This is a genomic window from Pseudomonas sp. NFACC04-2, from assembly GCF_900119265.1.
Taxonomy (GTDB): Bacteria; Pseudomonadota; Gammaproteobacteria; order Pseudomonadales; family Pseudomonadaceae; genus Aquipseudomonas; species Aquipseudomonas fluorescens_AA.
In genome coordinates this window covers 469909-495993 of record NZ_FPJC01000001.1, presented here as the reverse complement: position 1 = coordinate 495993, position 26085 = coordinate 469909, and the positions used below count along the sequence as shown (strand labels likewise).

24 protein-coding genes and 1 pseudogene are annotated in these 26085 nt (G+C 61.5%); 8 read left to right on the top strand and 17 right to left on the bottom strand.

Translation table 11 applies throughout. The features are described from left to right. Positions 1–23: 23 nt before the first annotated feature. Positions 24–1091 (bottom strand): phosphotransferase family protein, encoded by a 1068-nt coding sequence (locus BT125_RS02060; RefSeq protein ID WP_072404868.1) that lies wholly within the window; start codon positions 1089–1091, stop codon positions 24–26. A 195-nt stretch (positions 1092–1286) separates the two neighbouring features. Between BT125_RS02060 and BT125_RS02055 the strand changes: the two genes are divergently transcribed. Continuing rightward, complete coding sequence (locus BT125_RS02055) at positions 1287–1682, top strand: DUF4280 domain-containing protein (RefSeq protein WP_072404866.1); 396 nt, start codon at positions 1287–1289, stop codon at positions 1680–1682. 77 nt (positions 1683–1759) lie between these two features. Here BT125_RS02055 and BT125_RS29900 read toward each other — a convergent pair whose 3' ends face one another. From BT125_RS29900 to BT125_RS02025, 7 genes and pseudogenes are all read right to left on the bottom strand, one after another. Next, positions 1760–2260, bottom strand: a complete 501-nt coding sequence (locus BT125_RS29900; RefSeq protein WP_371857781.1) for a methyl-accepting chemotaxis protein — start codon at positions 2258–2260, stop codon at positions 1760–1762. Positions 2261–2632: 372 nt separating this feature from the next. Then, positions 2633–3787, bottom strand: a pseudogene (locus BT125_RS29895) (FIST signal transduction protein); the annotation flags it as partial. A gap of 518 nt (positions 3788–4305) precedes the next feature. Continuing rightward, a complete protein-coding gene (yghU, locus tag BT125_RS02045; protein WP_072404861.1) occupies positions 4306–5145 on the bottom strand; it encodes a glutathione-dependent disulfide-bond oxidoreductase in 840 nt (279 codons plus the stop codon). Between the two features lie 43 nt (positions 5146–5188). Next, complete coding sequence (locus BT125_RS02040) at positions 5189–5923, bottom strand: substrate-binding periplasmic protein (protein WP_072404859.1); 735 nt, start codon at positions 5921–5923, stop codon at positions 5189–5191. A 28-nt stretch (positions 5924–5951) separates the two neighbouring features. Beyond that, on the bottom strand, positions 5952–7295 hold the full coding sequence (locus tag BT125_RS02035) for a GGDEF domain-containing protein (RefSeq protein ID WP_072404857.1): 1344 nt from the start codon (positions 7293–7295) through the stop codon (positions 5952–5954). Between the two features lies 1 nt (position 7296). Further along, positions 7297–8055 carry a substrate-binding periplasmic protein gene (locus BT125_RS02030; protein WP_072404855.1) on the bottom strand — a complete coding sequence of 253 codons (759 nt, stop codon included), beginning with the start codon at positions 8053–8055 and terminating at the stop codon, positions 7297–7299. A 123-nt stretch (positions 8056–8178) separates the two neighbouring features. Beyond that, the gene (locus tag BT125_RS02025) at positions 8179–9174 is read right to left on the bottom strand and encodes an aldo/keto reductase (RefSeq protein WP_072404853.1); all 996 of its coding nucleotides are present in this window, start codon (positions 9172–9174) and stop codon (positions 8179–8181) included. A gap of 113 nt (positions 9175–9287) precedes the next feature. Here BT125_RS02025 and BT125_RS02020 point away from each other — a divergent pair, with 113 nt between their 5' ends. Continuing rightward, positions 9288–10211, top strand: a complete 924-nt coding sequence (locus BT125_RS02020) for a LysR family transcriptional regulator (RefSeq protein WP_072404850.1) — start codon at positions 9288–9290, stop codon at positions 10209–10211. A 229-nt stretch (positions 10212–10440) separates the two neighbouring features. Here BT125_RS02020 and BT125_RS02015 read toward each other — a convergent pair whose 3' ends face one another. From BT125_RS02015 to ppk2, 7 genes are all read right to left on the bottom strand, one after another. Then, the gene (locus tag BT125_RS02015; protein WP_072404847.1) at positions 10441–11184 is read right to left on the bottom strand and encodes an SDR family NAD(P)-dependent oxidoreductase; all 744 of its coding nucleotides are present in this window, start codon (positions 11182–11184) and stop codon (positions 10441–10443) included. A 187-nt stretch (positions 11185–11371) separates the two neighbouring features. Then, positions 11372–12139 carry a phosphonate ABC transporter, permease protein PhnE gene (phnE, locus tag BT125_RS02010; RefSeq protein ID WP_072404845.1) on the bottom strand — a complete coding sequence of 256 codons (768 nt, stop codon included), beginning with the start codon at positions 12137–12139 and terminating at the stop codon, positions 11372–11374. Continuing rightward, the gene (locus BT125_RS02005) at positions 12136–12963 is read right to left on the bottom strand and encodes a PhnE/PtxC family ABC transporter permease (RefSeq protein WP_072404843.1); all 828 of its coding nucleotides are present in this window, start codon (positions 12961–12963) and stop codon (positions 12136–12138) included. Before BT125_RS02005 ends, phnE begins: the two co-directional genes overlap by 4 nt. After that, positions 12957–13757 (bottom strand): phosphonate ABC transporter ATP-binding protein, encoded by an 801-nt coding sequence (locus tag BT125_RS02000; RefSeq protein WP_072404840.1) that lies wholly within the window; start codon positions 13755–13757, stop codon positions 12957–12959. The genes BT125_RS02005 and BT125_RS02000 overlap by 7 nt, the downstream gene beginning before the upstream one ends. Continuing rightward, on the bottom strand, positions 13754–14605 hold the full coding sequence (locus BT125_RS01995; protein WP_060741774.1) for a putative selenate ABC transporter substrate-binding protein: 852 nt from the start codon (positions 14603–14605) through the stop codon (positions 13754–13756). Before BT125_RS01995 ends, BT125_RS02000 begins: the two co-directional genes overlap by 4 nt. Before the next feature lie 284 nt (positions 14606–14889). After that, on the bottom strand, positions 14890–16509 hold the full coding sequence (locus BT125_RS01990; protein ID WP_072404838.1) for an inorganic phosphate transporter: 1620 nt from the start codon (positions 16507–16509) through the stop codon (positions 14890–14892). A gap of 67 nt (positions 16510–16576) precedes the next feature. Beyond that, a complete protein-coding gene (gene ppk2, locus BT125_RS01985) occupies positions 16577–17494 on the bottom strand; it encodes a polyphosphate kinase 2 (protein ID WP_072404977.1) in 918 nt (305 codons plus the stop codon). A gap of 302 nt (positions 17495–17796) precedes the next feature. Between ppk2 and BT125_RS01980 the strand changes: the two genes are divergently transcribed. The 4 genes from BT125_RS01980 (at position 17797) to BT125_RS01965 (ending at position 22196) form a co-directional block, all read left to right on the top strand. Further along, positions 17797–18732: a Ppx/GppA family phosphatase gene (locus tag BT125_RS01980; protein ID WP_072404836.1), complete on the top strand. Its 936-nt coding sequence runs from the start codon at positions 17797–17799 to the stop codon at positions 18730–18732. Positions 18733–18982: 250 nt separating this feature from the next. Then, a complete protein-coding gene (locus tag BT125_RS01975) occupies positions 18983–20080 on the top strand; it encodes a carboxynorspermidine decarboxylase (protein ID WP_072404834.1) in 1098 nt (365 codons plus the stop codon). Positions 20081–20105: 25 nt separating this feature from the next. Continuing rightward, positions 20106–21350 (top strand): saccharopine dehydrogenase family protein, encoded by a 1245-nt coding sequence (locus BT125_RS01970; RefSeq protein WP_072404832.1) that lies wholly within the window; start codon positions 20106–20108, stop codon positions 21348–21350. Between the two features lie 318 nt (positions 21351–21668). Then, complete coding sequence (locus BT125_RS01965) at positions 21669–22196, top strand: GNAT family N-acetyltransferase (protein ID WP_072404975.1); 528 nt, start codon at positions 21669–21671, stop codon at positions 22194–22196. A 39-nt stretch (positions 22197–22235) separates the two neighbouring features. Here BT125_RS01965 and BT125_RS01960 read toward each other — a convergent pair whose 3' ends face one another. Next, positions 22236–22664, bottom strand: coding sequence for a DUF1810 domain-containing protein (locus BT125_RS01960; RefSeq protein ID WP_072404830.1), 429 nt, complete (start codon positions 22662–22664; stop codon positions 22236–22238). A gap of 245 nt (positions 22665–22909) precedes the next feature. Here BT125_RS01960 and BT125_RS01955 point away from each other — a divergent pair, with 245 nt between their 5' ends. Then, positions 22910–23692, top strand: a complete 783-nt coding sequence (locus BT125_RS01955; RefSeq protein WP_083564425.1) for a DUF3108 domain-containing protein — start codon at positions 22910–22912, stop codon at positions 23690–23692. Between the two features lie 31 nt (positions 23693–23723). Next, positions 23724–24344 carry a LuxR C-terminal-related transcriptional regulator gene (locus BT125_RS01950; RefSeq protein WP_256573677.1) on the top strand — a complete coding sequence of 207 codons (621 nt, stop codon included), beginning with the start codon at positions 23724–23726 and terminating at the stop codon, positions 24342–24344. A 5-nt stretch (positions 24345–24349) separates the two neighbouring features. Here the strand turns inward: BT125_RS01950 and BT125_RS01945 are convergent, their stop codons facing one another. Further along, a complete protein-coding gene (locus BT125_RS01945; RefSeq protein WP_072404826.1) occupies positions 24350–26002 on the bottom strand; it encodes a sensor domain-containing diguanylate cyclase in 1653 nt (550 codons plus the stop codon). Positions 26003–26085: the final 83 nt, after the last annotated feature.

Sequence of the window (26085 nt, the reverse complement as noted above, 5' to 3'; positions counted from 1 at the left end):
GCTGTTTCCTTGTGATGGGGCGCTCAGAGCGTGGATTTACCGATGACCTGCAGGCTCATCTGCTCCAGCAGTTTGTTCATCTGAACGAACTGCGCGAAGCGTTTGTCCTGGGTCTGGCCGTGGAAGAAGCGGTAGTAGATCTGCTGGACGATCCCGGCCAGGCGGAACAGGCCGTAGGTGTAGTAGAAGTCGAAGTTGTCGATGCGGATCCCGGCGCGCTCGGCGTAGTAATCGACGAATTCGCGGCGGGTCAGCATGCCGGGGGCGTGGCTCGGCTGGCGGCGCATCAGTTGCACCGGCGCCGGGTCGTCCGCCTCGATCCAGTAGGCGAGGCTGTTGCCCAGGTCCATCAACGGGTCGCCCAGGGTGGTCAGTTCCCAGTCCAGCACACCGATGATCTGCATCGGGTTCTCGGGGTCGAGGATCACGTTGTCGAAACGATAGTCGTTGTGGACGATGCTCGACGTGGGGTGGTCGGCGGGCATCTTGTCGTTGAGCCAGGCCTTGACCGTCTCCCATTTCGGCGCATCAGGGGTCAGGGCTTTTTCGTAGCGGTCGCTCCAGCCACGGATCTGCCGGGCCACGTAGCCTTCGGGCTTGCCCAGGTCAGCCAGGCCACAGGCGTTGTAGTCGACGCGGTGCAGTTCGACGAGCCGGTCGATGAAGCTCTTGCACAGCGCTTCGGTGCGGGCGGCGTCGAAACCCAACTCCGGCGGCAGGTCGGAGCGCAGGATGATGCCCTTGACCCGTTCCATCACGTAGAACTCGGCGCCCATCACCGACTCGTCAGTGCAATGCACGTAGGCTTTGGGGCAGTACGGGAACGCTTCGCGCAATTGGTTGAGGATGCGGAACTCACGGCCCATGTCGTGGGCGGACTTGGCCTTGTGGCCGAACGGCGGCCGACGCAGGACGAATTCCTGTTCGGGATATTCCAGCAGGTAGGTCAGGTTCGACGCGCCACCGGGAAACTGGCTGATCCGTGGCAGGCCGGTCAGGCCGGGAATGTGGGCCTTGAGGTACGGGTCGATCAGGTTGGCATCGAGTTCTTCACCGTCGCGCACGCGGGTGGACTGATCAGTAAACGCCATGCTTATCCCTTCTGCTTATTTTGGAGGCCATCGATCATTGGCTAATCTAATGGCGCGTGGGAGGCGTCACAAGCACGCCAAGGTCTTATAGGTTAGCGTGTTGCCGGATAATCAGCGGGCTTGATGCATGGCGGCGTGCGCGTCGGAAGCGGGCGAGCTATGGTTTGGGGGAGTCGCTGTCAAAGGAGCCACGCGATGGGATGCCCGCAAGTCTGTAGCACCGCGACCCTGCAATGCAGCTTCGGCGCAGCCCCGGCGGTGCTCAATGTGCTGCCGGTCAATCGCCTGCTGACCGGCGGGATGCCGGCGGCGAACATCATGGATCACATCCCGCTGGTGAACATCACCACCTTCGGCATGTGCATGAGCCTGGCGAATCCCACCGTGGCCGCCGCCACCGCGGCGGCCCTGGGCGTGCTGACCCCCATGCCCTGCATCCCGGCCACTGCGGCCCCATGGATCCCCGGCGGCGCACCGACCTTGCTGCTGGGCAACATGCCGGCCATCGATGCCAACAGCACCTTGATGTGCACCTGGGCCGGGGTGATCAAGATCGTCGTGCCGGGGCAGGTGCAGATGTTGATTCCCTGACGGTGACGCCTGTGAACAGCCACAAGGGGAATTGTGGTGGTCACTCAATTTCGATCCATCGCCGGGGCGACTCGGCCTCAAGCATTGGCGTGGGTCAGCCCGGTCAAGGTGTCGGCGATGGCCTTCGTGCGTTGTGCCGTGCCTTCGGTGGTACGGCTGGAGTCTTCCAGGGCATCGAGCATCTCCCGCAGGGCGCCCACGGCGACGGACTGGTCTTCGATCTGTTGGGCAACGCCTTGGATCTCCGTCGAGAGCAGGCCGATGTCCACGCCGATTTCCGCGGCATTCTGGCGGGTGATTTCCGCAAGTTTGCGGACCTCATCGGCCACCACCGCAAAGCCTCTGCCCATCTCACCGGCCCGCGCTGCTTCGATGGCGGCGTTGAGGGCCAACAGGTTGGTCTGGCCGGCGATTTGCTGGATGACCTGTACGATCGACTGGATACGCAAGCTTGAGCTGGCGAGCGCACGGGCACCCACCACCGCTTCACCTGCTTGCGTGGCAAGCTGCTCGACGGTGGTGCCGGCCTGCTCGGCGACGCTGTTTTGCCGGTCGATCGTGCCCGTCAGGTCATCCATCGACAGGTGCAGTTCGCCGGAGTAATGCTTGATTTGCGTCGCCATCAACGCTTGTTGCTGGCTGGCCTGCGCCAATACCTGGCCCAGGTCCGTCAGGCCGTCGAACACCGGCAGGATCGTCTGGTCCAGGCCGCGAGTGTCCAAGGCGCTGCTGAAGTCATTCATCTTGAACGCCATGATCTGCTTGACCACGACATGATTCAGACCCGCCAGCTTCTTGATCTGGCGACGTAGGAAAAATGCCTTGAACTCGCCATAGTGGGTGATGAAGTGATCGACGTACTCGTCGACAAAACCGGCGCCCTTGGTGACCCTGAAGAAGAAAATCGCCGTGAGTGTCTGGTTAAGGTTCAAACCGAGGATTTCACCAAACGTCGAGAAGCCGGCCAGAGGCACATCTCCGAAAATACCGGCCATGCTGCCCAGGTCGCTGCTGTTGTTGAGCCGGCGCAGGATGCAATCGTTGAGAATGGCGGCCACCGGCCGGCCACCCTTGCCCTTGAGGAATTTCTCGTAGTCGAGCCGGGTCGCCTCGCGCAGGGGCGTGCGCTTGATCACCACCAGCTCTTCGCCGGGCGCCACGTCGCAGAACAACTGGATGATCTGCTGCTGATGGTCGATGCGGGCAATGGAACGGACGAACAGCTCATCACCCACGCGGATGGCGAATGAATAATCGGCCAGCTTCTTTTCCAGCGCCTGGGCACTGCACTCGAAGGCATCGCACAGCGCCTGGACCATGCTCTTGATGTTTCCACGGCTGTCGATGACCTGGTCGATGGTGCGGTCTTCGACTGATGCGGTGAGCACGCTGAATGTCAGCCCGGCAGGTTGGAAGTTCTGGCTCTTGAACACCCCGAAGCGCACATCCTCTGCGGTTTTCAGAAAAACGATCTGCGCATGGTTCTGGTAACTGCGCTGCCCATCACTGATCAGGGTCTTCTTGAAATCCGCCTTGCCACCGGCTGAGCCGCCAACGAACAGGCAGGGGAAACGGCCTGATTCATAGAGCGCTTCCATAAAGAACGATTCGGAAGCCGAAAGACCATCGAACACCACGTAGGCCAAGGTATCGCGATGGTCAATGGGCGTGCTCACCTGCGCCTGCTTGATGTTATTCACCAACCGAGCGATTCGCTCACGCATGGCCAGGCGCTTGCCGCCACCGCGAATGTCCTCGCACTCCAGCGGCACCATCACCACCTCGGCTGACGCAATCACACTGGCGTCGAACAGCTGCAGCACCACCCGGTCCCAGGTCTCGCCGGTCTGGCAATACAGCGTGTCCGCACCGTTGCACAGCTCACCCGACGTCGTGCACAGGCTGATGGCGCTTTGGGGAAAACGCTGCTTGACCTTGGCGGCGACCCGGTCGATGTCCAGGTGAGGGGAGACAAACCCGGCGATCAATACCGGTGTGATGCGTACGTTGGCCAGCGCCTGGTCCAGTTCGTTCAACGTGCAGGCCACGCTGACCGCCCCTTGTGTGCGGGCTCGGGCTTTGTTGAAGAGATTCGATAGATTCATGGCGGGACTCGGTTGAGCGCGATGTGACGCGTACGAGGTATGCGTGCGGAGTCCTTTCCCTGTAGCGATCATGGCTGGGGACTTGTATGGGCGTGAGCTTGTGCTATTTGCGGGGGCGGTCCATAGGGGCTTTTGGTTGGGGGTTGCTCCGTCTGTTGGATAGCGACTTTCGTATTGGTCCTGGGAAACCTGCGGAAAAATCAGTATTTGCAACCGCTGAATACTGGATAAAAAACTGTAGGAGCGAGCTTGCTCGCGATGACGTCGGCATATTCAGCATGAGGCCAACTGATCCACCGCTATCGCGAGCAAGCTCGCTCCCACAGGAGGGGCTGTGCCAGTCGAGAAAGCGAGGTTCACCCCCGATCCAATGTGGGAGCGAGCTTGCTCGCGAAGACGTCGGCACTCCAGCATCGAGGCCAGCTGACCCACCGCCATCGCGAGCAAGCTCGCTCCCACAGGGGGGCTGTGTCAGTTGAGGAGCCAGGTTTATCACCGATCCGGCGTGCGACCTGGCCTCAGCCCAAATCCCCAGCCTCATGCCGCTCCGGCACTTGGCTCGCCTCATCTCCCCACGTGCGGTTGACCCGCTGTCCGCGCAGGACGGCGGGGCGCTTGGCAATGTCTTCCGCCCAGCGCTGCACATGGGTGTATTCGTGGGCACTCAGGAATTCGGCGGCGCCGTACACGTTGTTGCGCACCAGTTGGCCATACCAGGGCCAGACCGCGATGTCGGCGATGGTGTAGTCGTTGCCTGCCAGGTATTGGCTTTCGCCGAGGCGGCGGTCCAGGACGTCGAGTTGACGCTTCGCTTCCATGGTGAAGCGATTGATCGGGTATTCGAGTTTCTCTGGCGCATACGCGTAGAAGTGCCCGAAGCCACCACCCAGGTACGGGGCAGAGCCCATCTGCCAGAACAGCCAGTTCAGTGTTTCGGTGCGGCCCGCCGGATCGGTGGGCAGGAAGGCGCCGAATTTTTCCGCCAGGTAAAGCAGAATCGAGCCGGATTCGAAGACCCGAACGGCGGGTTCCACGCTGCGGTCCAGCAGGGCCGGGATCTTGGAGTTGGGGTTGATCTCGACAAAACCGCTGGAGAACTGGTCGCCCTCGTTGATGCGGATCAGCCAGGCATCGTACTCCGCGCCCGTATGACCCAGCGCCAGCAGTTCCTCCAGCAGGATGGTCACCTTCACGCCGTTGGGCGTGGCCAGGGAATAGAGCTGCAGCGGGTGCTTGCCAACCGGCAAGGTTTTGTCATGAGTCGGCCCGGCGACAGGGCGGTTGATGCTGGCGAAATGGCCGCCAGACGGGGCGTCGTTTTTCCAGACCTTGGGCGGAACGTAGGACGCTTTACTCATCGGGACATACCTCATCGTTGCTTGCGGTGTGATCCCCCAGAGTCTACCGCTGTTCGTTCATGATTCGTGCGACTTCACCGGAAGCCTTGAGTTTTTCGAACGCGCGCTGGGCCTTGGCGACGACTTCGTCCGACGTGCTCAGGCTGAAGGCCAAGTGGACCCTGTGGGGTTGTTCGTCGAGGGTATAGACCTCTTCCAGAGAAGCGAAATCCACTTGGGCATCCTGGCTCATCAGGCGTGCGGTGTTCTCCGGCATCGGCAGCAATTGGATCTGGCGATTGAGCAGTTTCTGAAAGTTGTCGTGGTTGTTGGCCGAGATGACCAGCCGGGTGAACCCGCGCTGCTGCAGGTAAATCTGCTTGGCGTCGTTTCGCACCACGCCGATGCTGTACTGCTTGGCCTGTTCGAGGCTGCTGACAGTGATGTCGCGGTTATCACGCATTTTATAGAGCCGGCTCGCCACCCGATGTATTTCACCCACCCATTTGAACAACGTCTCGCGGGCCGGGGTGCGGTCCAGCGGGAAGATCAGGACGTTGGGCTCGTGCAGCGCTTTTTCGTAAGCCCGGGCCCACGGGTACAGCGAGAGGCTGTAGTCGGTGAGCTGCGCGCTTCTGAGTGTCTCCTCGGCAATGCGAATGCCCGGCCCGACGACCTTGTTGTCACGCTGATAGGCGTACAACGAGTCTTCGGTGACGACTTCGATTGTGTCGGCGTGGCTTGCCAGGCTGATCGAGGCGAGTAGCAGGCATGAGCAGAGTGTCAGGCGAATGTGCATATGCAGACCTCATGGCGCGCGGTGGTTGTTACAGGGCGACGCGGTCGCGTCCCTGGTGTTTGGCCCGGTACAGCGCCTGGTCGGCGCGTTGCAGCAATTGATCGAAATGGTCCATGGTCTCCGGGTCCAGCTCGGCAACGCCGATGCTCACGGTGACGAAAGGCGAGACCTTCGAGCCGCTGTGGGGCAGCTCACGTTCCGCCAGGCTGGTGCGAAAGCGTTGAGCCGCTTGGCAGGCCTGTGCGGCGTCGACATTGGGTAGGACCACGACAAACTCTTCGCCGCCTACGCGGGCGGTCAGTTCGCCAGAGCGGCCGAACACGCTGCGCAGGGTCTCTGCGATTTCTTTCAGGCACAGGTCGCCCTGCATGTGGCCGTAGGTGTCGTTGTAGATCTTGAAGAAATCGACGTCGCACATGAGCACGGCCAGCGGGGTGTTGTGGCGGATTGCCCGGCGAAACTCGATTTCCTTCAATTCGTCGAAGTAGCGACGATTGGCCAGGCCCGTCAAGGCATCGTGACGGGACAGCGCTTCGAGCGACTGGTTGGCGGCCTTCAGTTCCGCGGTGCGTGCCTCCACCAGTTCGGCCATTTGATCGCGGCTGGCGGCCAGGGCCAGTTCGTCCGAGCGCTGGCGTTCGAGGTGGGCGCACAGATTGTCCTGGAGTTCATTGACCTGGAATTCCAGCAGGCTCAGTTCGTCCTGGCGATGCACCGCCCGTTGCAGCTTGAGGTGATGTTTGAGGGTATGCGGCGCGAGTTCGCCCAGGTGACGGGCGATATGTACCACATGCACGGTCACCAGGCGGTTGAACATGGTCATGACCAACCCGGCCAACAGCAGGGACTGGATGAGCTGGGTGATGACGATGCTGCGTGCTTCGCTCCAGAGCCGCTCCCACAGCAGGTTATTGTCGCCTTCGATGGTCAGTTCACCGACTTTCTCATGGGCCCCGGCGTAGGGCTCGGCGATGAGCTGGCGATGCAGCACCGGCACCACGCCGGATTGATCGACGGCGTATCGATTGAGTTCGATGACTTCCGGCGCTTGCCCGGGACGCAGGATGTTCAACACCACGCGCCCCACGGGGGCCGCCGCGGCGACGCTGGTGATTTGCTGGTCGAGGGATTCACGGTCCAGTTCCCAAATGGCGTGGGCCAAGGTGTTCTGGAACACCTGATCGATCAGGGCCAGCTCCGAATTCATCTCCGCCAGGTTGTTTTCCCAGGCCAACCAGGTGCGCCAGGTGACCATCGCCAAGGTAAAGAACAGGCAGAACAACAGCGTTGCCAGCACCAGGCGCCGACCCAGGGAGCTGAACGCCTTGGTGGGTGGGGGTTGGGAGGACGCCGTGCGGAAAGGATCTCCCATGTCATAACCATTTGCGCAGGATGGCGTCGTAGGTTCCATTGCGACGGATGGTCTCAAGGCCGGCGCGGAATTTCTCCACCGTCTCGGCCGGCGTCTTGCGGCTGAACGCCATGCTCAGGCCGTCCGGGCTGCTCAGTTCGGGAAGCGCCAGCGAGCGGATCAGCACCTTGTCCGGGTCTTCGCCATTCTGGCGAGTCAGGTACAGCGCGTTGAGTTCGTTGGAAATCCACAGCTCCACGTGATCGACCTTGAGCTTGCGGTAGTTGTGTTCGTACTTGGTGCTCGACTGCAGTTCCTCGCCGATGCGAAAACCCTTTGAGACCAGGTATTGCTCGCCCACGTCCTGATTGACCGTGGCGATCTGGTGACCATGGGCGTCGGCCAGCGAGTCGAGTTTTACCGGCCGGTCCGCCAGTGAGTAGATGTACCACTGCGTCGGGCCAATGGTGCCCACCCACTGGAAAAGCGATTCGCGTGCAGGCGTGCGGACGATCGAATAGATCAACACATTGCTTTCGTTGAGCGCCAACTCGTAGGCCCGGGCCCAGGGCATGGGCTGGATAGGCGCATCCATGCCGACCTCCTTGAGCACGGCCTGGACCACTTCGGTGCTCATGCCGGTCACGCGTCCGTTCTGCGTCATGTTGTAGGGCGGCAGCTCCTCCGTCACGATGCGCAGAGGGGGCTCTGCCGCGCAAGCGCTTGCAGCGAGGAACATCAGGACGCCCCACATCAGCAGGCGATTCAGCGGCAAACTCATTGATCGTTACCCTATGCAACTGGCAGAGCCCGGCTAGGCCTGGGGCTATTATTGATAGGGTTATCGGCTGGGCTGGCGCCTGCTTGAATCCGGCCTGTCGAAACCGACAGCCCAGCCGACGGATCAACCGTTCAACAACGTCATCGTCTGTGCCTGGTATCGGTCGCCCGCGACCACACCTTCGCCTGCGAAAATCTCATCCAGCTGGGCCAGTTCGTCTGCGCTCAACACCACCGAAGCCGCCGCCACATTGCTCTCCAGGTACTTGCGCTGCTTGGTGCCCGGGATCGCAATGACGTGGTCACCTTGGGCCAATACCCAACCCAGGGCCAGTTGCGAGGCGCTGATGCCCTTGTCCGCGGCCAAGGCCTTGACCCGTTCGACCAGCGCCAGGTTGCGCTGGAAGTTGTCGGCCTGGAAGCGTGGGCTGAAGCGGCGATAGTCATCGGCGGCGAAATCCTCCGGTGATTTCAGCTCGCCGGTCAGAAAGCCCCGACCCAAGGGGCTGTAGGCGACGAACGCGATGCCCAAGCGCTTGCAGGTATCGAGCACGCCATTGTGTTCAGGCTCGCGGGACCACAACGAGTACTCGCTTTGCACCGCTGCCAGTGGATGCACGGCGTGGGCCCGTTGGATGGTCTCGGCGCTGGCCTCCGAGATGCCGATATGGCGGACCTTGCCGGCCTTGACCAGTTCGGCCATGGCGCCGATGGTTTCTTCGACGGGCACTTGCGGGTCAATGCGGTGCTGGTAGTAGAGGTCGAGGTAGTCGGTGGCGAGGCGCTTGAGGCTGCCCTCGACCGATTGTCGGACGTATTCGGGGCGGCCATTGACGCCCCGGGCATGGGGGTCGCTGCTGCGCACGAGGCCGAACTTGCTCGCCAGGTACAGGCTTTCACGCTTGCCTCGCAAGGCGCGTCCCAGCAATTGCTCATTGGTGTAGGGCCCGTACATGTCGGCGGTGTCGAACAGTGTCACGCCCAGTTCCAGGGCGCGGTGGAGCGTGGCAATCGCTTCTCCCTCGTCCACGCCCGTGGTGTAGAAGTCCGACATGCCCATGCAACCCAGGCCGATGGAAGAAACGTTAGGGCCGTATTGGCCGAGTTGGCGGGTCTTCATGCTGATAGCTCCTGAAAGTGAACGACCTGTGCAGTCTCCAGCAAGGGGTTTTCTGGATAAATCCTCGATTATTGGTTTAACTATTCGGGATATCTAAATAATGAGGCGCGACAGTGGACCGATTACAGGCCATGCAAGTGTTCCGGCGTATCGTCGAGCTGGGCGGTTTTGGCAAGGCGGCCGATGACCTTGGCTTGCCCCGGGCCACCGTCAGCCTGTTGATCCAGCAGTTGGAAGCCCATCTGGGCGTGCAACTGTTGCAGCGCACCACCCGGCAGGTGCGCGCAACGCTCGATGGCCAAGCCTATTACCAGCGCAGCGGCCAGTTGCTGGACGAACTCGATGACTTGGAGAGTTCGCTGTCGGTGCAACGGAGCCAGCCGCGCGGCACCTTGAAGGTGGACATGCCGATCGCCTTTGGTTGCACCTGGATCCTGCCGCGCCTGCCGGATTTCTACCGGCGCTACCCGGCGTTGCAGTTGGACATCGGTTTCCACGATCGCCAGGTTCATCTGCAGCGCGAGGGCGTGGATTGTGCAATCCGCGCCGGCACTATCCTTGATCAAGGGTTGGTCGCGCGGCCCATCGTGCGGCTGCACCAGCTGACCTGCGCCAGCCCCGGCTACCTCGCTCGCGTCGGCACGCCTCGGCGGTTGGAGGACCTGCCGGCGCACCAGGCCATCGGCTTTGCCTCTGGCAATGGACGGTTCTTCCCGTTCGAATTCGAAGTGGCGGGTCGGGTGCGCGAAATGCACTTGCCGAGTGAGTTGACCGTCAATAATGCCGACGCTTATGTAATGGCTTGTGAGGCGGGATTCGGCTTGATCCAGGTGCCGCGTTACCACGTGCAACGGCAGTTGGCCGAGGGCAGGCTGGTCGAAGTATTGAGCGAGTACGGCGTGCCGACGTGGCCGATCTCAGCGGTGTACCCGCCGCATCGACAGCTGTCGCCCAGGGTTCGGGTGTTTATCGATTGGGTGGTTGAGTTGTTGCAGGGAGAGACGGATGGGCAACGGGCGTTGATGGAGAGGGCGTAAGGTTGCTGTACCCCTTGGGGAGGACCGACCGCCCTTGTGGCGAGGGAGCAAGCTCCCTCGCCACCGCTCGGCACGAAAGAATGACCAGTGGGAGCGAGCTTGCTCGCGAAGACGAGGACCCAGCCGACATTGATGTCAACTGACCTGACCCTATCGCGAGCAAGCTCGCTCCCACAGGGTTACATGCGCAGCCAGACATACTGTCTCTTCTAGCCAGGACGCGCCGCAATCAACGCAAGGTGTAGCCGCTGTCCACAACCCAGTCCTGACCATACACGCCCCGTGCACCCTGGCCCAATTGGAACAGGATGACATCTGCCACGGCTCCGGGTTCGAGGAATTGCCCGTTCAGCAGGCGCTGGTTGACGGTGCTGGCCACTGAGCCCAGAGCCTCTGCATCGAGGCCCAGGGTACCCCAGATCGGTGTGGCGGTAGGCCCCGGCGAAACCATGTTGAGACGAACGCCAAGAGGCGCCAGTTCAACGGCCAGGGTGCGCATCTGCGCGCGCAAGGCCGCTTTCGATGCAATGTACGCGGCCAACCCCGGGAAGGTGACCTGTTCGAGGAACGTGCCGATGAACACCACGGACGCCTCGGCTGCCAGGTGCTCGCGCAGGCTGCTCAGGGTATTGAGGGCGCCCGCACCATTGATGGCCCATTGCCTGTCGAAAGCGGCCAGGTCCAGGCCGTCGGCCAGTTGCGCGATTCCCGCATTGGGTACCAGGCAATCCACCGGGCCGATGGAGGCGGCCAGTTGTGCCAGCCTGGCCTGGTCGGTCGCCTGTGTCACGTCGCCGGGCAGCCAGGACAGCCTGTCGCCAAACCGCTCGACCAGTTCGCCGAGGCCGCCGATCTTTCGCGACATCGCGATTACGTTGGAGTCGCGCTCCAGCAAACGTTGGGTGACGGCTAGGCCAATACCCGAACTGGCACCGGTGACTACGCTAAGACCAGGCTTGAATTCATTACTCATGTGGCTTTCTTCCTAGGTTCGCCAAAAGGGGCAGAAGACCTGATCAGAAAGTGTGCCAGTTAATAATGCCTTGTCAGTCAATGGGTTGGCGGTTTTTGGGTTATTTTGACTCGGTTGAAATATGGTCATTAAGACCTGGTTCTTGGTCTTTATGACCAATTTCCTATTCGTTGCTGTGCAACAGCCTTCAAGCCTTGATCCAACGTTGGCGACTCCAACCGCTCAACGTATCGACCGCCAGAACCAGCAACAGCATCGCCAGGATCACCGTGCTGCCCTGGGCCTCCTGGAACAGGCTGAGGCTGACATAGAGCATTTGCCCAAGCCCTCCGGCACCGACAAAGCCGAGCACGCTGGCCATGCGGATGTTGTTTTCCCAGCGATACAGGACGTAGGCCAGCAGTTGCGGCATCAGGTTGGGCAGTGTCCCGTAGCAGAACGCCAATACTGCGTTGCCGCCTTGCAAACGGATGGCGTCGGCCGGTTCGGAAGGAGTATTTTCCAACGCCTCGGCGAACAAGCGACCGAGTACGCCGGTGGTGTGCAGGGCGAGCGCCAAGGTGCCGGCATTGGGACCGAGCCCGGCGGCCAGGACCATCAGTGCGGCCCAGACCAGCTCCGGAACCGCGCGCAAGGCATTGAGTATCAGGCGCGAGGCACTCTGCATAGGCCAGCCGAAGCGTCCGGCCGCGGGCAAGGCCAACAGCAGTCCGAGTACGGCCGCCAGCAGCGTGCCGAGGGCGGACATGGCCAGGGTTTCCAGGGCGCCGTGACCGATCGCCTTCAAGTGACCCGGGCTCAGGTCCGGGCTGAGAAAGCGCTGCGCATAAGCGCCCATCCGCTGCAGATTGCCGCTGTCACCGAGCTCGCCCAGGTCGATGCCCAGATAGACGAACGAGGCGACGACCGCCGCGACGATGCACAGGACCATGACCGTGTTGATCAGACGATTCATGCCAGCCTCCAGCGCAGCAGGCGGCTGAGTTGATCGGCAAGCAGCACCAGTGCCAGGAACGTCAGCAGCAGGCTGGCCACTTCACCGCCGGCGAACATTCGCAACGACAGGTCCATTTGCTGGCCCAGCCCTCCGGCACCGACGAAGCCCATCACCACCGAGGCGCGGATCGCACATTCCCAGCGATACACCGTGTACGACAACAGTTCCGCGGCGACATTGGGCAGGATCCCGTAGCAGAAGGCGGCGAGCCGACCGCTGCCTGACCGCAACAGCGCGTGGGCCGGGCGCTGGTCCACCGACTCGTAGATTTCCGCGTAGACCTTGCCCAGCATGCCGCTGTAGGTAATGGCGATGGCCAGTACGCCCGCCGTCGGGCCGAGGCCGACCGCGCGCACGAAGAGCAGGGCCCAGACGATTTCCGGGACGCTGCGCAGGAAGATCAGCAGGCCCCGAACCGGCCAGCGCAGCCATCGCCCCCAGGGGCCGGGGTGACCGCCTCTGGAGGCTGCCGACAACGACAGGGCGCGGCTGGCCAACAGGCTGGCGGGCACTGCCAGCAGCAACGCCAGGGCCATGCCGGCCGTTGCGATGGCCAGGGTTTGCAGGGTGGCCTGCCAGAGCAACTCAAGGAATTCCTCGCCATGGGCCGGCGGCCAGAAGGCTGACACGAAACGGCCCATCTCGCTTTGACTGTCACTCGCCAGCAGCACTCGCAGGTCCAGTTCGCTGTAGCGGATGCCCGGCCACAACAGGACAAGGGCAAGCAGGCTGAGCTGCAGGCGCGGTCGGCTGGCTGGATCTCGGGTATCGCGTGTCAGCATCGGGGTATCTGTACGCTCAGGGACGGCAAAGGCAGCGGCGAAGACGACTGCAACTGTTCGTTGGCGTAGAGCTTGTCGAGCAACGCACGGTCGATGGCGCTAGCCGGCAGGTCGAAAAGAACCTGTCCGTCACGCAGGCCAATGATCCTGGAAAAGTGTTCGAGGGCCAGCTCCACCGCATGCAGGCTGGCGACCAGGGTGACGTTGTGCTCCCGGGCATGACGGCAGAGCACCGACAGCGTATGCCCGGCCAGTACCGGATCCATCGCCGAAACCGGTTCATCGGCCAACAATACCTCGGGCGCCTGGTACAGCACGCGGGCAATGCCCACGCGCTGCAGTTGTCCGCCGGACAGTTGCTGGCATTGGGCGAACAATTTGTCGCCCAGGTCCAGCCTGGCCAGTGCCGCCCGCGCACCCGGCACATCCAGCGGGTGCAGCAGGTTCAGTAGGCTCTTGCCAATACCCCATTGTCCCAGCTTGCCGGCCAGCACGGCGGTGACCACACGTTGGCGCGGCGGGAGCGGCGGCGTTTGATGCACCAGGCCAATACGCGCCCGTAAGCGCTGGCGCTGGCGGGCAGACAATTGCCAGGCGCGCTCGCCCAATATTTGCGTGTCGCCGCTACCCGGTTGCAGGGCGGTGGCCAGTACATTGAGCAAGCTGGATTTCCCCGCGCCGGACGGGCCGATGATGGCGACCTGTTCGTTCGCGCCGATGTGCAAGTCCACGCCACGCAGCGCCTGGATGCCGTTGGCATGGGTAACGCTGACCTGGGTCAGTTGCAGGGTCATTTGAGCAGTTCGGCGGCGCGTGCGGCTTCCTCGATGCCCTTGTAGTTCTCAGGCTTGGTTTCGATGAAGCGGCTGGCGGCTTGCAGGTCGAGGATTTCCTTGTCCTTCGGATTGGCCGGGTCGAGGGCCAGGAAGGCGGCCTTGATCTTGGCCGCCAACGCGGGGTCGAGGGTTCCGCGCACCGTCCAGTTGTAGTCGAAGTAGGCTGGGGTGGTGGCGAAGACCTTGACCTTGGTCGTGTCGACCTTGCCGGCCGCCACCAGTTTTTCCCAGACGCTGGCGTTCAGTACCCCGGCATCCACTTTGCCGGCCTGGACCCAGGCGACGGTGGCGTCGTGGGCACCCGAATAGCCGACACGGCTGAAGTAGCTCTCTGGCTTGATACCGTCCTGGAGCATGAAGTAGCGCGGCATGAGACTGCCGGATGTCGACGATACCGAACCGAAGGCGAACGTCTTGCCCTTGAGGTCGGCGAGGGATTTGACGGTCGGGTCGGCGGTGATGAATTTGCTGGTGAACTGGGCGTCCTGTTCGCGCTGGACCAGCGGGATGGCGTTGCCGGTTTTCAGACGCGCCTGGACGAAGGTGAAGCCCCCCAGCCATGCCATGTCGATCCGGTCGGTGGCCAGTGCCTCGACCACGGCCGGGTAGTCGCTCACGGGGACGAACTCGACCTTCATGCCGGTTTGCTGTTCCAGGTAAGCCCCCAGCGGCTTGAACTTGCGCAGCAGCTCGGTGGGCGCCTCATCGGGAATCGCGCTGACTTTCAGGGTGTCGGCGGCCTGCGCCAGCCAGCTGCAAAACGACAGGGCAACACCAGCGGCCAATGCCAGGGACGGCTTGAGCATGGAAGATCTCCGGTAAGAAAGGCAAGGAATGTCGAAGCATCACGCCCACATGGAGGGCGGTACGCCGTTCTGTGAGGGTAGACGAAGGAGAGGGATGTTAACCGTTTCTGGTTGTGAACTCACCCAATCCCCTGTGGGAGCGAGCTTGCTCGCGATAGCGGCGTGTCAGTCACGAACCTTGCCAATGATCCTCCGCTATCGCGAGCAAGCTCGCTCCCACGGGGGGGCTGTGGTGGACGGGAGAACCGAGGCCTCTGTCAGGTGAGGCCTCGGCGAACAGCAGGTCAGAACAGCTTGGTGAACAACCAGTAGAGGCTGCCGGACAGCAGGATGGCGGCAGGCAGCGTCAGTACCCAGGCCATCAACAGGTTGCGGATGGTGCGCATCTGCAGGCCAGAGCCGTTGGCGACCATGCTGCCGGCCACGCCGGAGGAGAGCACGTGGGTCGTTGACACCGGCAAGCCGAACATGTCGGCGGCACCGATGGTGAGCATGGCGACGGTTTCGGCCGAGGCGCCTTGGGCGTAGGTCAGGTGGGTCTTGCCGATTTTTTCACCCACTGTCACCACGATGCGTTTCCAGCCGACCATGGTGCCCAGGCCGAGGGCGATGGCCACGGCGATTTTCACCCACAGAGGAATGAAGCGCGTGGAGGTGTCGATCTGCTGTTTGAACAATTGCAGCTGGGCGCTGGTGTCGGCATCGAAGTTACCGACCTTGTTCTTGTCCATCAGGCGAATGGTTTCGCTGGTCAGGTACATGTCGTTGCGCACGTTGCCCACGGCTTCGGCCGGCACCTTGGCCAGCGAACCGTAGCCCTTGACCTCGGCGCCGATGCTGCCGGTCATGGCGGCCAGGGCCGGCACCAATTGAGGCGTCGCTTCCTTGCTGCCAACGTAGGTGGTAAGGATCGCTCGCGGGTCTGTCGGGGCCGGTAGCGGCGAGTGCTTCACCAGGGCTTGCTGGGTGACTTGCGCCACAGCGGCGAATTGCAGGGCTTGATCGGCGGGCATGGTGCGGTTCAGCGCATACGCCATCGGCAGGGTGCCGACCAAAATCAGCATGATCAGGCCCATGCCTTTCTGGCCGTCATTGGAACCGTGGGCGAATGACACACCGGTGCAGGTCAGGATCAGCATGCCGCGAATCCACCAGGGCGGCGGAGTGTTGCCTTCCGGCGCCTTGTACAGCGAGCGGTTCTTGACGAAGGCCCGCAGCGCCAGCAACAACAACGCCGCGCAGCCGAAGCCCACCAGTGGCGAGAGCAGCAATGCATAGCCGATCTTGGTCGCCTGGGCCCAGTCCACGCCGCTGGTGCCGTCGCGCCCGTGCATCAAGGCATTGGCGACGCCCACGCCAATGATCGAGCCGATCAGGGTGTGGGACGACGACGCCGGCAAGCCCAGCCACCAGGTGCCCAGGTTCCAGAGGATGGCGGCGATCAGCAGGGCGAAGATCATGGCGAAGCCGGCGGAGGAACCGACTTGCAGGATCAGTTCAACCGGCAGCAAGGCGATGATACCGAAGGCCACCGCGCCGCTGGCGAGCAGCACCCCGAGGAAGTTGAAGAAGCCCGACCAGGCCACGGCGACGTTCGGCGCCATGGAGTTGGTGTAGATGACGGTGGCCACGGCGTTGGCGGTGTCGTGGAAACCGTTGACGAATTCGAAGCCAAGGGCAATCACCAGCGCCACCCCCAACAGCAGGAACGGCGTCCAAGTGGTCACCACGGTGCCGAGTTCGTTCATGTCGTGCATCAGGCTGTAAGCGGTAAACAGCAGGCCGCTGCCCAGTACCGCGAAAAACACCACCAGGGTGAGCACGCTTGGCTTGCGGTTGAGTTGCGGTCTCGAGCTGGGGGCGATGGCACTCGAGGAGTCCATGGTCAGGGTCTGGTTCGTCATGATGAAATCCGGCTCAGTGAGCGGTGGAAGTGGGGGCTCGGTGCCGGGCGTCCCTGCCTGGCGGGTCTCAGTAGACCTGGGGCACGATGAGCTCCGGTGGCGTCGGACTGCGGGAGTAGTCTTCCTGGCGTACCCGCTGCGGCAGTTCGATGGTCGGCAGCTCCACCTCTTCATAGGGCATTTGCCCAAGCAGGTGATGGATGCAGTTGAGCCGGGCCTTTTTCTTGTCGTCGGCCTGCACCACCCACCAGGGAGCCTCGGCGATGTGGGTGCGTTCGAGCATGATTTCCTTGGCCTTGGTATAGGCCTCCCAGCGCCGACGGGACTCCAGGTCCATGGGGCTGAGCTTCCATTGCTTGAGCGGGTCATGGATGCGGCTGAGGAAGCGCAGGTGTTGTTCCTGGTCGGAAATGGAGAACCAGTACTTGATCAACTGGATGCCGGAGCGGGCGAGCATCCGTTCGAATTCCGGCACGGTACGGAAGAACTCTTCGTACTGTTCGTCGGTGCAGAATCCCATGACTTGCTCGACCCCGGCGCGGTTGTACCAGCTGCGGTCGAACAGCACGATTTCACCCGCCGCCGGCAGGTGCGAAACATAGCGCTGGAAGTACCATTGAGTCCGTTCACGGTCGTTGGGGGCGGGCAGGGCTGCGACGCGACACACCCGGGGATTGAGCCGCTGGGTAATGCGCTTGATCACGCCACCCTTGCCGGCGGCGTCGCGCCCTTCGAACAGGATCACGACCTTGTGCCCGGTCTTGACCACCCAACTTTGCAGCTTCACCAGTTCGCCCTGAAGGCGGAACAGTTCGCTGAAATACAGGCGTCGGATTTCCTTCTCGCTGTTATCCGGGGCGTGTTCATCGAACAAGGCGTTCAGGTCATGCCCGTCTTCGGACAGCTCCAGCTCCAGTTCTTCGTCGCTGTGATCAAGCAGTTCGCGGTGGATGCGCTGTACCAAGGTGTCCTGGGTTGAAAGCATGATGGAAAACTCGGTCGTGGAGGCGCCATCCACGCTAGTTGCAATTTGTTACATAGTAGTGACCGTCATCTGTGCTTCATGCGCTGTCCTTGGCTAAAACAGTGATTCGGGCAATCAGGGCTTATCAATAACGCACGAGTACACAGGAGCCGCTGGAAATTTCGCCGACGCGCGTCTGTTTCCAGGCGGGGCTCAAGGGGTGTCATCCAGGTGTCATCGAACCCATGGCAGGATCTTCGCAAACCATCGTGGGATGCCCGCAGCGCTTGTGCCTGCTGGCTGATGAATCAAGGAACACCGCTATGAAAGGCGACGCCCCCCTGTTCGCGGCCATTGACCTGGGCTCCAACGCCTTTCGCCTGATGATTGGCCAGTCGGTCAAGCGCAATCGACAACGGGTGATCCAGGAAGTGAAAACCCTCCGCGAGCCTGTCCGATTGGCCGAGGGCCTGCAAGCCGGGGCCCTGGACGAACTGGCGCTGGATCGGGGCTGGCAGGCCCTGGCCCGATTTGGCAAAAAGCTGCGTGGCTTCGAAGCCGGAAGGGTGCGGGCGGTGGCGACCAGTGCCGTGCGCGAAGCGGCCAATGCCCAATTGTTCCTGGCCAGTGCCGAGCGGCACCTGGGGTTTCGGATCGACGTGCTGTCCGGGCATGAAGAAGCCCGGCTGGTGTATGCCGGTGTCGCCCATGCGGTGCCCGGTGTCGAGCGGACGCGACTGGTGGTGGACATCGGCGGTGGCTCGACCGAACTGATTCTGGGACAGGGCGCGCAGCCGCTGTTGACGGAAAGCATTGCCATCGGCAGCGGCACCTTTGGCGCGCGTTACTTTGCGGGCGGACGCATCACCGCTCAAGCGCTGCTGGAGGCTGAACGCGTGGCCGTCCTGCAGTTCGAAGCGGTGGCGGCGCGTTATCGCGCACAGGGCTGGCAGCAGGTGATCGGCTCTTCCGGTACGGCGCGGATGTTGGCCAAAGTGCTCAAGGCCAATGGTCTGAATGACCTCGGACAAGGCGGCATTACCTACAGCGGGTTGTTGCGCCTGTCGTTGCGGCTGCTGGAAGTCGGCCATGTCGACCGCCTCAGATTGGCCGGCTTGCAGAGCCATCGACTGGGCATCCTGCCCGGTGGCCTGGCGATCATGCTGGCGGCGTTCAAGGTCTTCGGTATTACAGACATGATCGTTTGCGAAGCGGGCCTGAGGTTTGGCGTCCTGCATGACCTGATGCATAAACACTGATCACCAATGGCCTGTTGCACAAGGCCGGTTATCCGCGACGGCTCAAGGTCGAGAGTCAGCGCCCTTTGGTTATCCTCCTTTGCCAGATTCAGCATTTCGTCGCCTGGGTGGCCGGTATGTCCGGTGATCGCAAAGCGTCGATCTGGATCAGGATGATTGCGCGAACGGGCCTTTTCGCTCTTTCGATCTGCAGTCAGTGAAGGCACAATGCGCATCCTTTTTTGGCTCGCCTTGCCCGGAGGCCTCGAAAATGATCAAAACGCCGTACTACCTCATCGACAAACAAAAGCTGCTGGCGAACATGCAGAAGATCGCCTATGTGCGTGAGCAGTCCGGGGCCAAGGCCTTGCTGGCGCTCAAGTGCTTCGCCACCTGGTCGGTGTTCGACCTGATGCAGCAGTATATGGACGGCACCACGTCGTCGTCGCTCTACGAACTCAAGCTCGGCCGGCAGAAGTTCGCGGGCGAGACCCACGCCTACAGCGTGGCCTGGGCCGACGATGAGATCGAGGAGATGCTCGCCAACTGCGACAAGATCATCTTCAACTCCATCGGCCAGTTGCAGCGCTACACCGAGGCGTCGGCCGGCAAGGTCCGCGGCCTGCGGGTCAACCCGCAAGTGAGCAGCTCCGATTACCTGCTGGCCGACCCGGCGCGACCGTTCAGCCGCCTGGGCGAATGGGATCCGGCGAAAATCGAACAGGTCATCGAGCATATCTCCGGGTTCATGTTCCACAACAACTGCGAGAACGGCGATTTCGGTTTGTTCGACCAGATGCTGGGCACGATCGAGGAGCGTTTCGGTCATCTATTGCATAAGGTCGAGTGGGTCAGCCTCGGTGGCGGCATCCATTTCACCGGCGAGGGTTACGCCCTTGACGCCTTTTGCGCACGGCTCAAGGCCTTCTCGCAGAAGTATGGCGTGCAGGTCTACCTGGAACCTGGCGAGGCCGCGATCACCCAGAGCGCGTCGCTGGAAGTCACCGTGCTCGACACGCTTTACAACGGCAAGCATCTGGCCGTGGTGGACAGTTCCATCGAGGCACACATGCTCGATCTGCTGATCTATCGCCTGGACGCCAAGCTGGCACCGAGCGAGGGCGAACACACCTACATGGTGTGCGGCAAATCCTGCCTGGCGGGAGACATCTTTGGCGAGTACCAATTCGATCGTCCGCTGGCGATCGGCGATCGGCTGTCGTTCATCGACGCAGCAGGTTACACCATGGTCAAGAAAAACTGGTTCAACGGTCTTAAAATGCCGTCCATCGTTGTGAAGCAACTCGACGGCAGCGTCGAGATGGTTCGCGAGTTTGTTTACGACGACTACTTGTCCAGCCTCTCTTGAGCTGGCGGAAGGAGAAATAAAGAAATTGAAGAAGAACGTACTTATCATTGGTGCAGGAGGTGTCGCCAAGGTGGTGGCCCACAAGTGCGCGCAGCACAACGACGAGCTCGGTCGTATTGCTATCGCGTCGCGCAACATCTCCAAATGCCAGGCCATCATCGACAGCGTCAAGGCCAAGGGTAGCCTCAAGCAACCCGCCGACATCAAGGCCTTTGCACTGAACGCTATGGATGTCGAAGCGACCAAGGCGCTGATTCGCGAAACCGAGTCGCAGATCGTCATCAACGTCGGCTCTGCTTTCCTCAACATGTCGGTGCTGCGTGCCTGCATCGATACCGGCGTGGCCTACCTGGACACCGCCATCCACGAAGAACCGGGCAAGGTCTGCGAGACGCCGCCCTGGTACGGCAACTACGAGTGGAAGCATCTCCAGGAGTGCCAGGAGAAGAACATCACTGCCATTCTTGGCGTGGGCTTCGACCCGGGTGTGGTCAATGCCTATGCGGCACTGGCGCAACAACAGCATTTCGACCGCATTGATTCGATCGACATTCTCGACGTCAATGCTGGCTCCCATGGTAAATATTTCTCCACCAATTTCGATCCGGAAATCAATTTCCGTGAGTTCACCGGACAGGTGTGGAGCTGGCAGGACAGCCGGTGGACCAGCAACACCATGTTCGAGGTCAAGCGTACCGACGACTTGCCAGTGGTCGGCTTGCAGAACCTGTACCTGACCGGTCATGACGAAGTGCACTCGCTGTCGAAGAACCTCGACGTGCCCAACGTGCGTTTCTGGATGAGCTTCGGCGAGCACTACATCAATGTGTTCACCGTCCTCAAGAACCTCGGCCTGCTTTCCGAGCAACCGGTCAAGACCGCCGAAGGCCTGGAAGTCGTACCGCTGAAAGTGGTCAAGGCCGTGCTGCCTGACCCGAGCTCGCTGGCCCCGGGCTATACCGGCAAGACCTGCATCGGTGACCTGGTCAAGGGCGTCAAGGATGGCCAGCCGCGCGAGATGTTCATCTACAACGTGGCCGACCACGAGGACGCCTACGCCGAAACCGACAGCCAGGGCATTTCCTATACCGCCGGCGTGCCAACCGTGGCCGCGGCCTTGTTGGTGGCCCGTGGCGAGTGGGACGTGCAGCGCATGGTCAACGTCGAAGAGCTGCCTGCCGAGGCGTTCCTCGAGGCGCTGGATGTGATGGGGCTGCCGACGCGCATCAAGGACGAGCATGGAGACCGTCCCTGGAACCAGAACGCCTGACGGACTCCAGGCCGGTTCCGCCCTGGCTCCCCCGATAGGAACTGCAGAATCGCTCTGGATTCTGCAGGCGATTGAACCAGGAGACTCACCGTCGCGTGCATACCTGGCAATCCGCGGGAAGCCTTGAAGAAATGCTCCGTATCGAAAGGTACGGGGCATTTTTCGTTTAGGGGGACCATCAAATAGGCCCGTGGCGAGGTAGCTTGCTCCCGCTGGGCTGCGCAGCGGCCCCAACAAAGGACCATTCAAGTAGAAACCCTCGCCATGAACGATCACTCGACCTTACGATTGCGCTTCACGGCCCAGGAGAAACAATCAGTGAAACCCTTCAGAATTCGCGAGCTGCAAATGACCGATGTGCAAGCGCTGCTGGACTTCGAAGTCCATAACCGTGAATGGTTCGAGTCGCAGATCGACGCACGCGACCCTGCCTTTTATTCATGGACGGGCGTCACCGATCACATTGAAGGCTATCTGGCCGATTTTGCCGTGGGCGTCTGGCACCCGTTTGTGATCGAAGACGCCAGTGGGAGAATAGTGGGGCGGGCGAATTTGAAAGGCATCCATTCACCACGCGGTTGCGCCGAGGTGGGCTATCGCATTGATCAACGCGCTTGCGGGCAAGGGCTTGCCACGCAGGCCCTGAAACATCTGATCGAGGCGGCGGGGATGCGTTGGGGGCTTACGCAACTGGTGGCTTATGTCTATGACAACAATGTCGGCTCAAGGAAGGTTCTTGAGCGGTGCGGGTTTGTGGCTGAGGTGCTGTCGTGTGAGCACCAAACCGGGAGTCCCTCCAGATGGTGTAAAACCCTTCAAGTGGAACTCCCGACGATCCAATCCTGAGGCCACGGCCACCTGTACCACAACGTCCATGTTTCGGAATCAGGCATTTTTTCTCTCGCGCTCCTTAAGTAACTCCAGTGTTCTCGAGTCGACACTCACGCCACCACTCAGCGCCTGGGCATACGCCGAATGCTCGCCCGCGGCCGCTGCGAACAGCGTCATGCAGGACGCGAATTTCATGGCGTCGAGTGTCCCCAGGAGTTTCTCTACCGTGACTTCCGAGTCCAGGACGGCGCGGGTTGCGCGCTCGAGTCGTGGTCCCAGAAGCGGGTGATGCAAATAGTCGCGCGCCTCTTCCAGGTCGCGCAGGCCGTAGTAGGTGGCGTTCTCGCTGACACCCAGGCCGCGTAATTGGGGAAAGATGAACCACATCCAGTGGCCTTCCTTACGGCCGTGCCGTAGCTCGAGTAAAGCGCGGTCATAGGTTGCCGCTTGCGCCTGGACAAAACGCTCCAGTGATTCGGTCATACGAGCCTCTGATACGGTTTCAAGGCTGAAGAATGAAGCGCGTCCAAGTTCGATCAAAAGCGGTGGCTTTATGATGTCATGGTCCGGCGCGTATCGGTAGTCTCGATCATCACACCCATCCAGAACGAGGGCAAAGCCTATAGCACACTTGCGCTATAGCGCCGGTCGGCACTCGACCCTAACCTATGAGCGCTATCGGGTTTTCGATCGGTCGCAACGAGCTTATTTGAACAAGGATCTGTTTTTTGAAAAGCACACCTGCCAGAAAGTCCAGCATCTGCCCGGCTTATCGCAAGCGCCTTGCAGCGGCATTCGCCGTCTCGGCCCTTGTCGCCAGTGGCTGGGGTTCTTTTATCGCCGGTGCGTCGGCTTCCCCTGCCAGTGAGACATCCTCGGCGGCTTGCACCAACGAGGCGGATTTCCAGGCCGGGACGGTGGTGGAGTATGAAAGCCGGGACAACCTGTCGCCAGCCACCAGTCGCGGTAAAACCGAGACGCTCGGGCGCGAGGCGTTTGCCGGCGCCAATCCGGTGGCTTCGGTGCACACGTCGTTCCTGAACAATACGCCGTTTTTCCTGACGACGACCTTCGCCGAGATCAAGGATGGCCGGCTGGTTCGTTACGGTGATCGCCATGGTGCCGGGGCATCGTTGATGACCACCACCTACCAGCCTCCCGCTTCCACACCGATTGATCTGCAACCTGGGCAGACCGTCACCGTCAGCTACAAAAACAAAGCGGTGAGCGCCGGGGGAACGGTCGAGTTCGATGTCGTCGAGAAGCTGACTTATAACGGGCGTGAAACGATCAAGACGGCCCTGGGGACGTTTGATACCTGCAAGTTCACCAATGAAATCTCCACGGGCCCGGTTTCGGCCGAGCAGCCGAAACAGGTTGTCGTTGTCCAGAATTGGTTTCCCGCGGACGGACCTTATCGTGGTCAGTCGATCCGATCCGTCACGCCTGCGGCCAATGGCGTCGCGCAGAGAATCAGTGAAGTCGTCAAGATGCAGTATGGGACGCGATGAGAGATGCGTCTCGGATCGGAAGATTTGCCGGATGATCGTGGCAGATGAGCATCCGCTGTTCCGAGAGGGAATGATGGTGTTGTTGGAACGCCTGATACCTGACGCAATGATCGAACAGGCGGGAAGTCTGGAGGAAGTACGGGCACTGGCAACGAATGGACAACCTCTCGATACGCTGATTCTTGAAATACGTCTTCCCGGCCTGGGTTCCATCAACGAGCTCGCGCAGTTGCGCCAGGCACTCACGCGCACTGTGGTGATTGTGGTTTCGACCCTGGATGACAGCGATGTCATTGGCCGTGTCATGGCCACCGGTGTAGACGGGTTTGTCGGCAAGAGCCTTTCTCCCGACCAGGTCGGCCAGGCCATCGCCGATATTCGCCGTGGCGAAGTGCTGGTCAAGTACGAGCCTTCGGGCCCGCTGCCACTCGGTCCCGATGATGACATGAGCAAGCTCACGTCACGGCAGCGAGAGGTCTGGCAATTGATTGCCGAAGGCAAGACCAACAAGGAAATCGCCGCGGCGCTTGAGATTTCTCCCTTCACCGTGCGCATTCATGTCTCTTCGTTGATCCGCGCACTGAACGTTCCCAACAGGGCGGTGGCCGCTGCTCGTTTTGCCGGGCGCGAGGCGCTTCAGACCTTGCGCTAAGCGCCTCAGACCTTCGATCCGGCATGTGCAACCTCGGTATGCGAGGTGTCATGGAATTTCGCCTGGGACTTGCCCGCGCGCTTGGCCCGGTAGAGTGCTTCATCGGCCTGGGCCAACGCATCGGCAAACTCGCCGTCGGTCCATAGCGTCCCGCCGATGCTGCAGCCGACCGTGATCGACTCCCCGGCCAGCACGACCGGCTCGGCCAGTTTGGCGATGATGCGCTGGGCGGCACCCTGCATGCTGGACAAGGATTCTCCGGTACGCAGGCGCAGCAGCAAGACGAATTCATCCCCGCCGTGGCGCACAGCGATGTCGCCATCGCGCACAGCGCCCAGGAGCCGGAGGCCGACCTCCTGGAGCAATGCATCGCCAACGGCATGGCCGAAGCAATCGTTGATGGGTTTGAACCCGTCGAGATCCAGGCACAGCACGCCGAAGCCAGGCTGTACGTCGACCTCGCTGCGTACCGCCTCGATGTACTTTTCCAAGGCTGCCCGATTCGGCAGGCCGGTGACGACATCGCGGTAGGCGATACCCTCGACCACCGCCAACTGACCCCTTTTGCGGGTGAGGCTGTCAACGAGGTGCCGGATCGCAATACTCAGCGTTTCGACTTCGCGCGTCCCCTTGAGCAAGGGAATCCCCACGTCGGCGCCTTCGGAAAGGTGCGCGGCGGCCTCGGCGATGACGTTCACCGGACCGGTGAGAATACCTGCCATGATCCATCCGATGACCGCGAACAGGATGGACAGCAGGCCGCCCCAGATGAGTATTTCATTGCGCATCTCACGTGCTGCCGCAAAGGCGATCTCGGCGGGCTGGCGCGTCACCACGGTCCACCCCAGGCCGGGATAGTCGTCGACGCCAGCACTTTGCGCCGCCCCTGCCAGATAGAGCTTGCCGTCCGGCCAGCGCTCGACCGACCAGCTTTGTCCGCGCCCATCGAGCGTGACGCCGGCGGGCTTGCCGATCATGTCCTTGGGGCCGAGCAAGAGGGTGCCGTCCTTGCTGATGACCAGAAACTCCAGGCCAGGCAGGCGCTCCTGCAAGGGTTCGAAAAGCGATCGGCCAACTTCCGCAGCCCATTCCCAGGAAAGATGCGCCGCGAGCACCCCCGTGAGATTTCCGGCGACGTCCTTGATTGGCATGCTGATATCGACGAATTTCATCGCTTCCCCGGAAGGATTCGGCAGCAACTTGGCCAGCAGGACGGCTTCGTGGACATCGCCAATGAACGTTTTTTCCCGCGCACTGGCAAAGACCGGCCGTTGCGAGATGTCGGCGCCTGCGAGCACCCCGTTGGTCGATGCGACCACTTTGCCGTGGGCGTCGGTGAGGCCAATCCAGGAATAGTTCGGGAACTGCTGGCTAAGGTGGTCGAGCAGGGCGCGTGCTTCGCCGGGGTTCGCAGTGTTGCGCAGGGTTTCCAGCTTGCTCAGGACCGTGAGCGCTTTTGACCGGTTACTCATGTCGCGATCGAGGCGATCGATCATCGAGTAGGCATATTCGCTCAGTTGCAGCCCGGTTTGCTCCTTGAGCCGCGAAATGGAGGACTCGCCGATGACGGTGCCGAAGATGCAACTGAGGAGCAGCACCACCAGCGCCACGACGATGGCGAAGCGTGCCCGTAAGCTTTGGAAGAGAGGGATGTACATGTCGGGCTGCCATGGGATGGGATTGGAAGGCCTTTATTCCATGGCGCTCTGGGCATGCATCCTCTCAAAATTTTCCGGTTTGG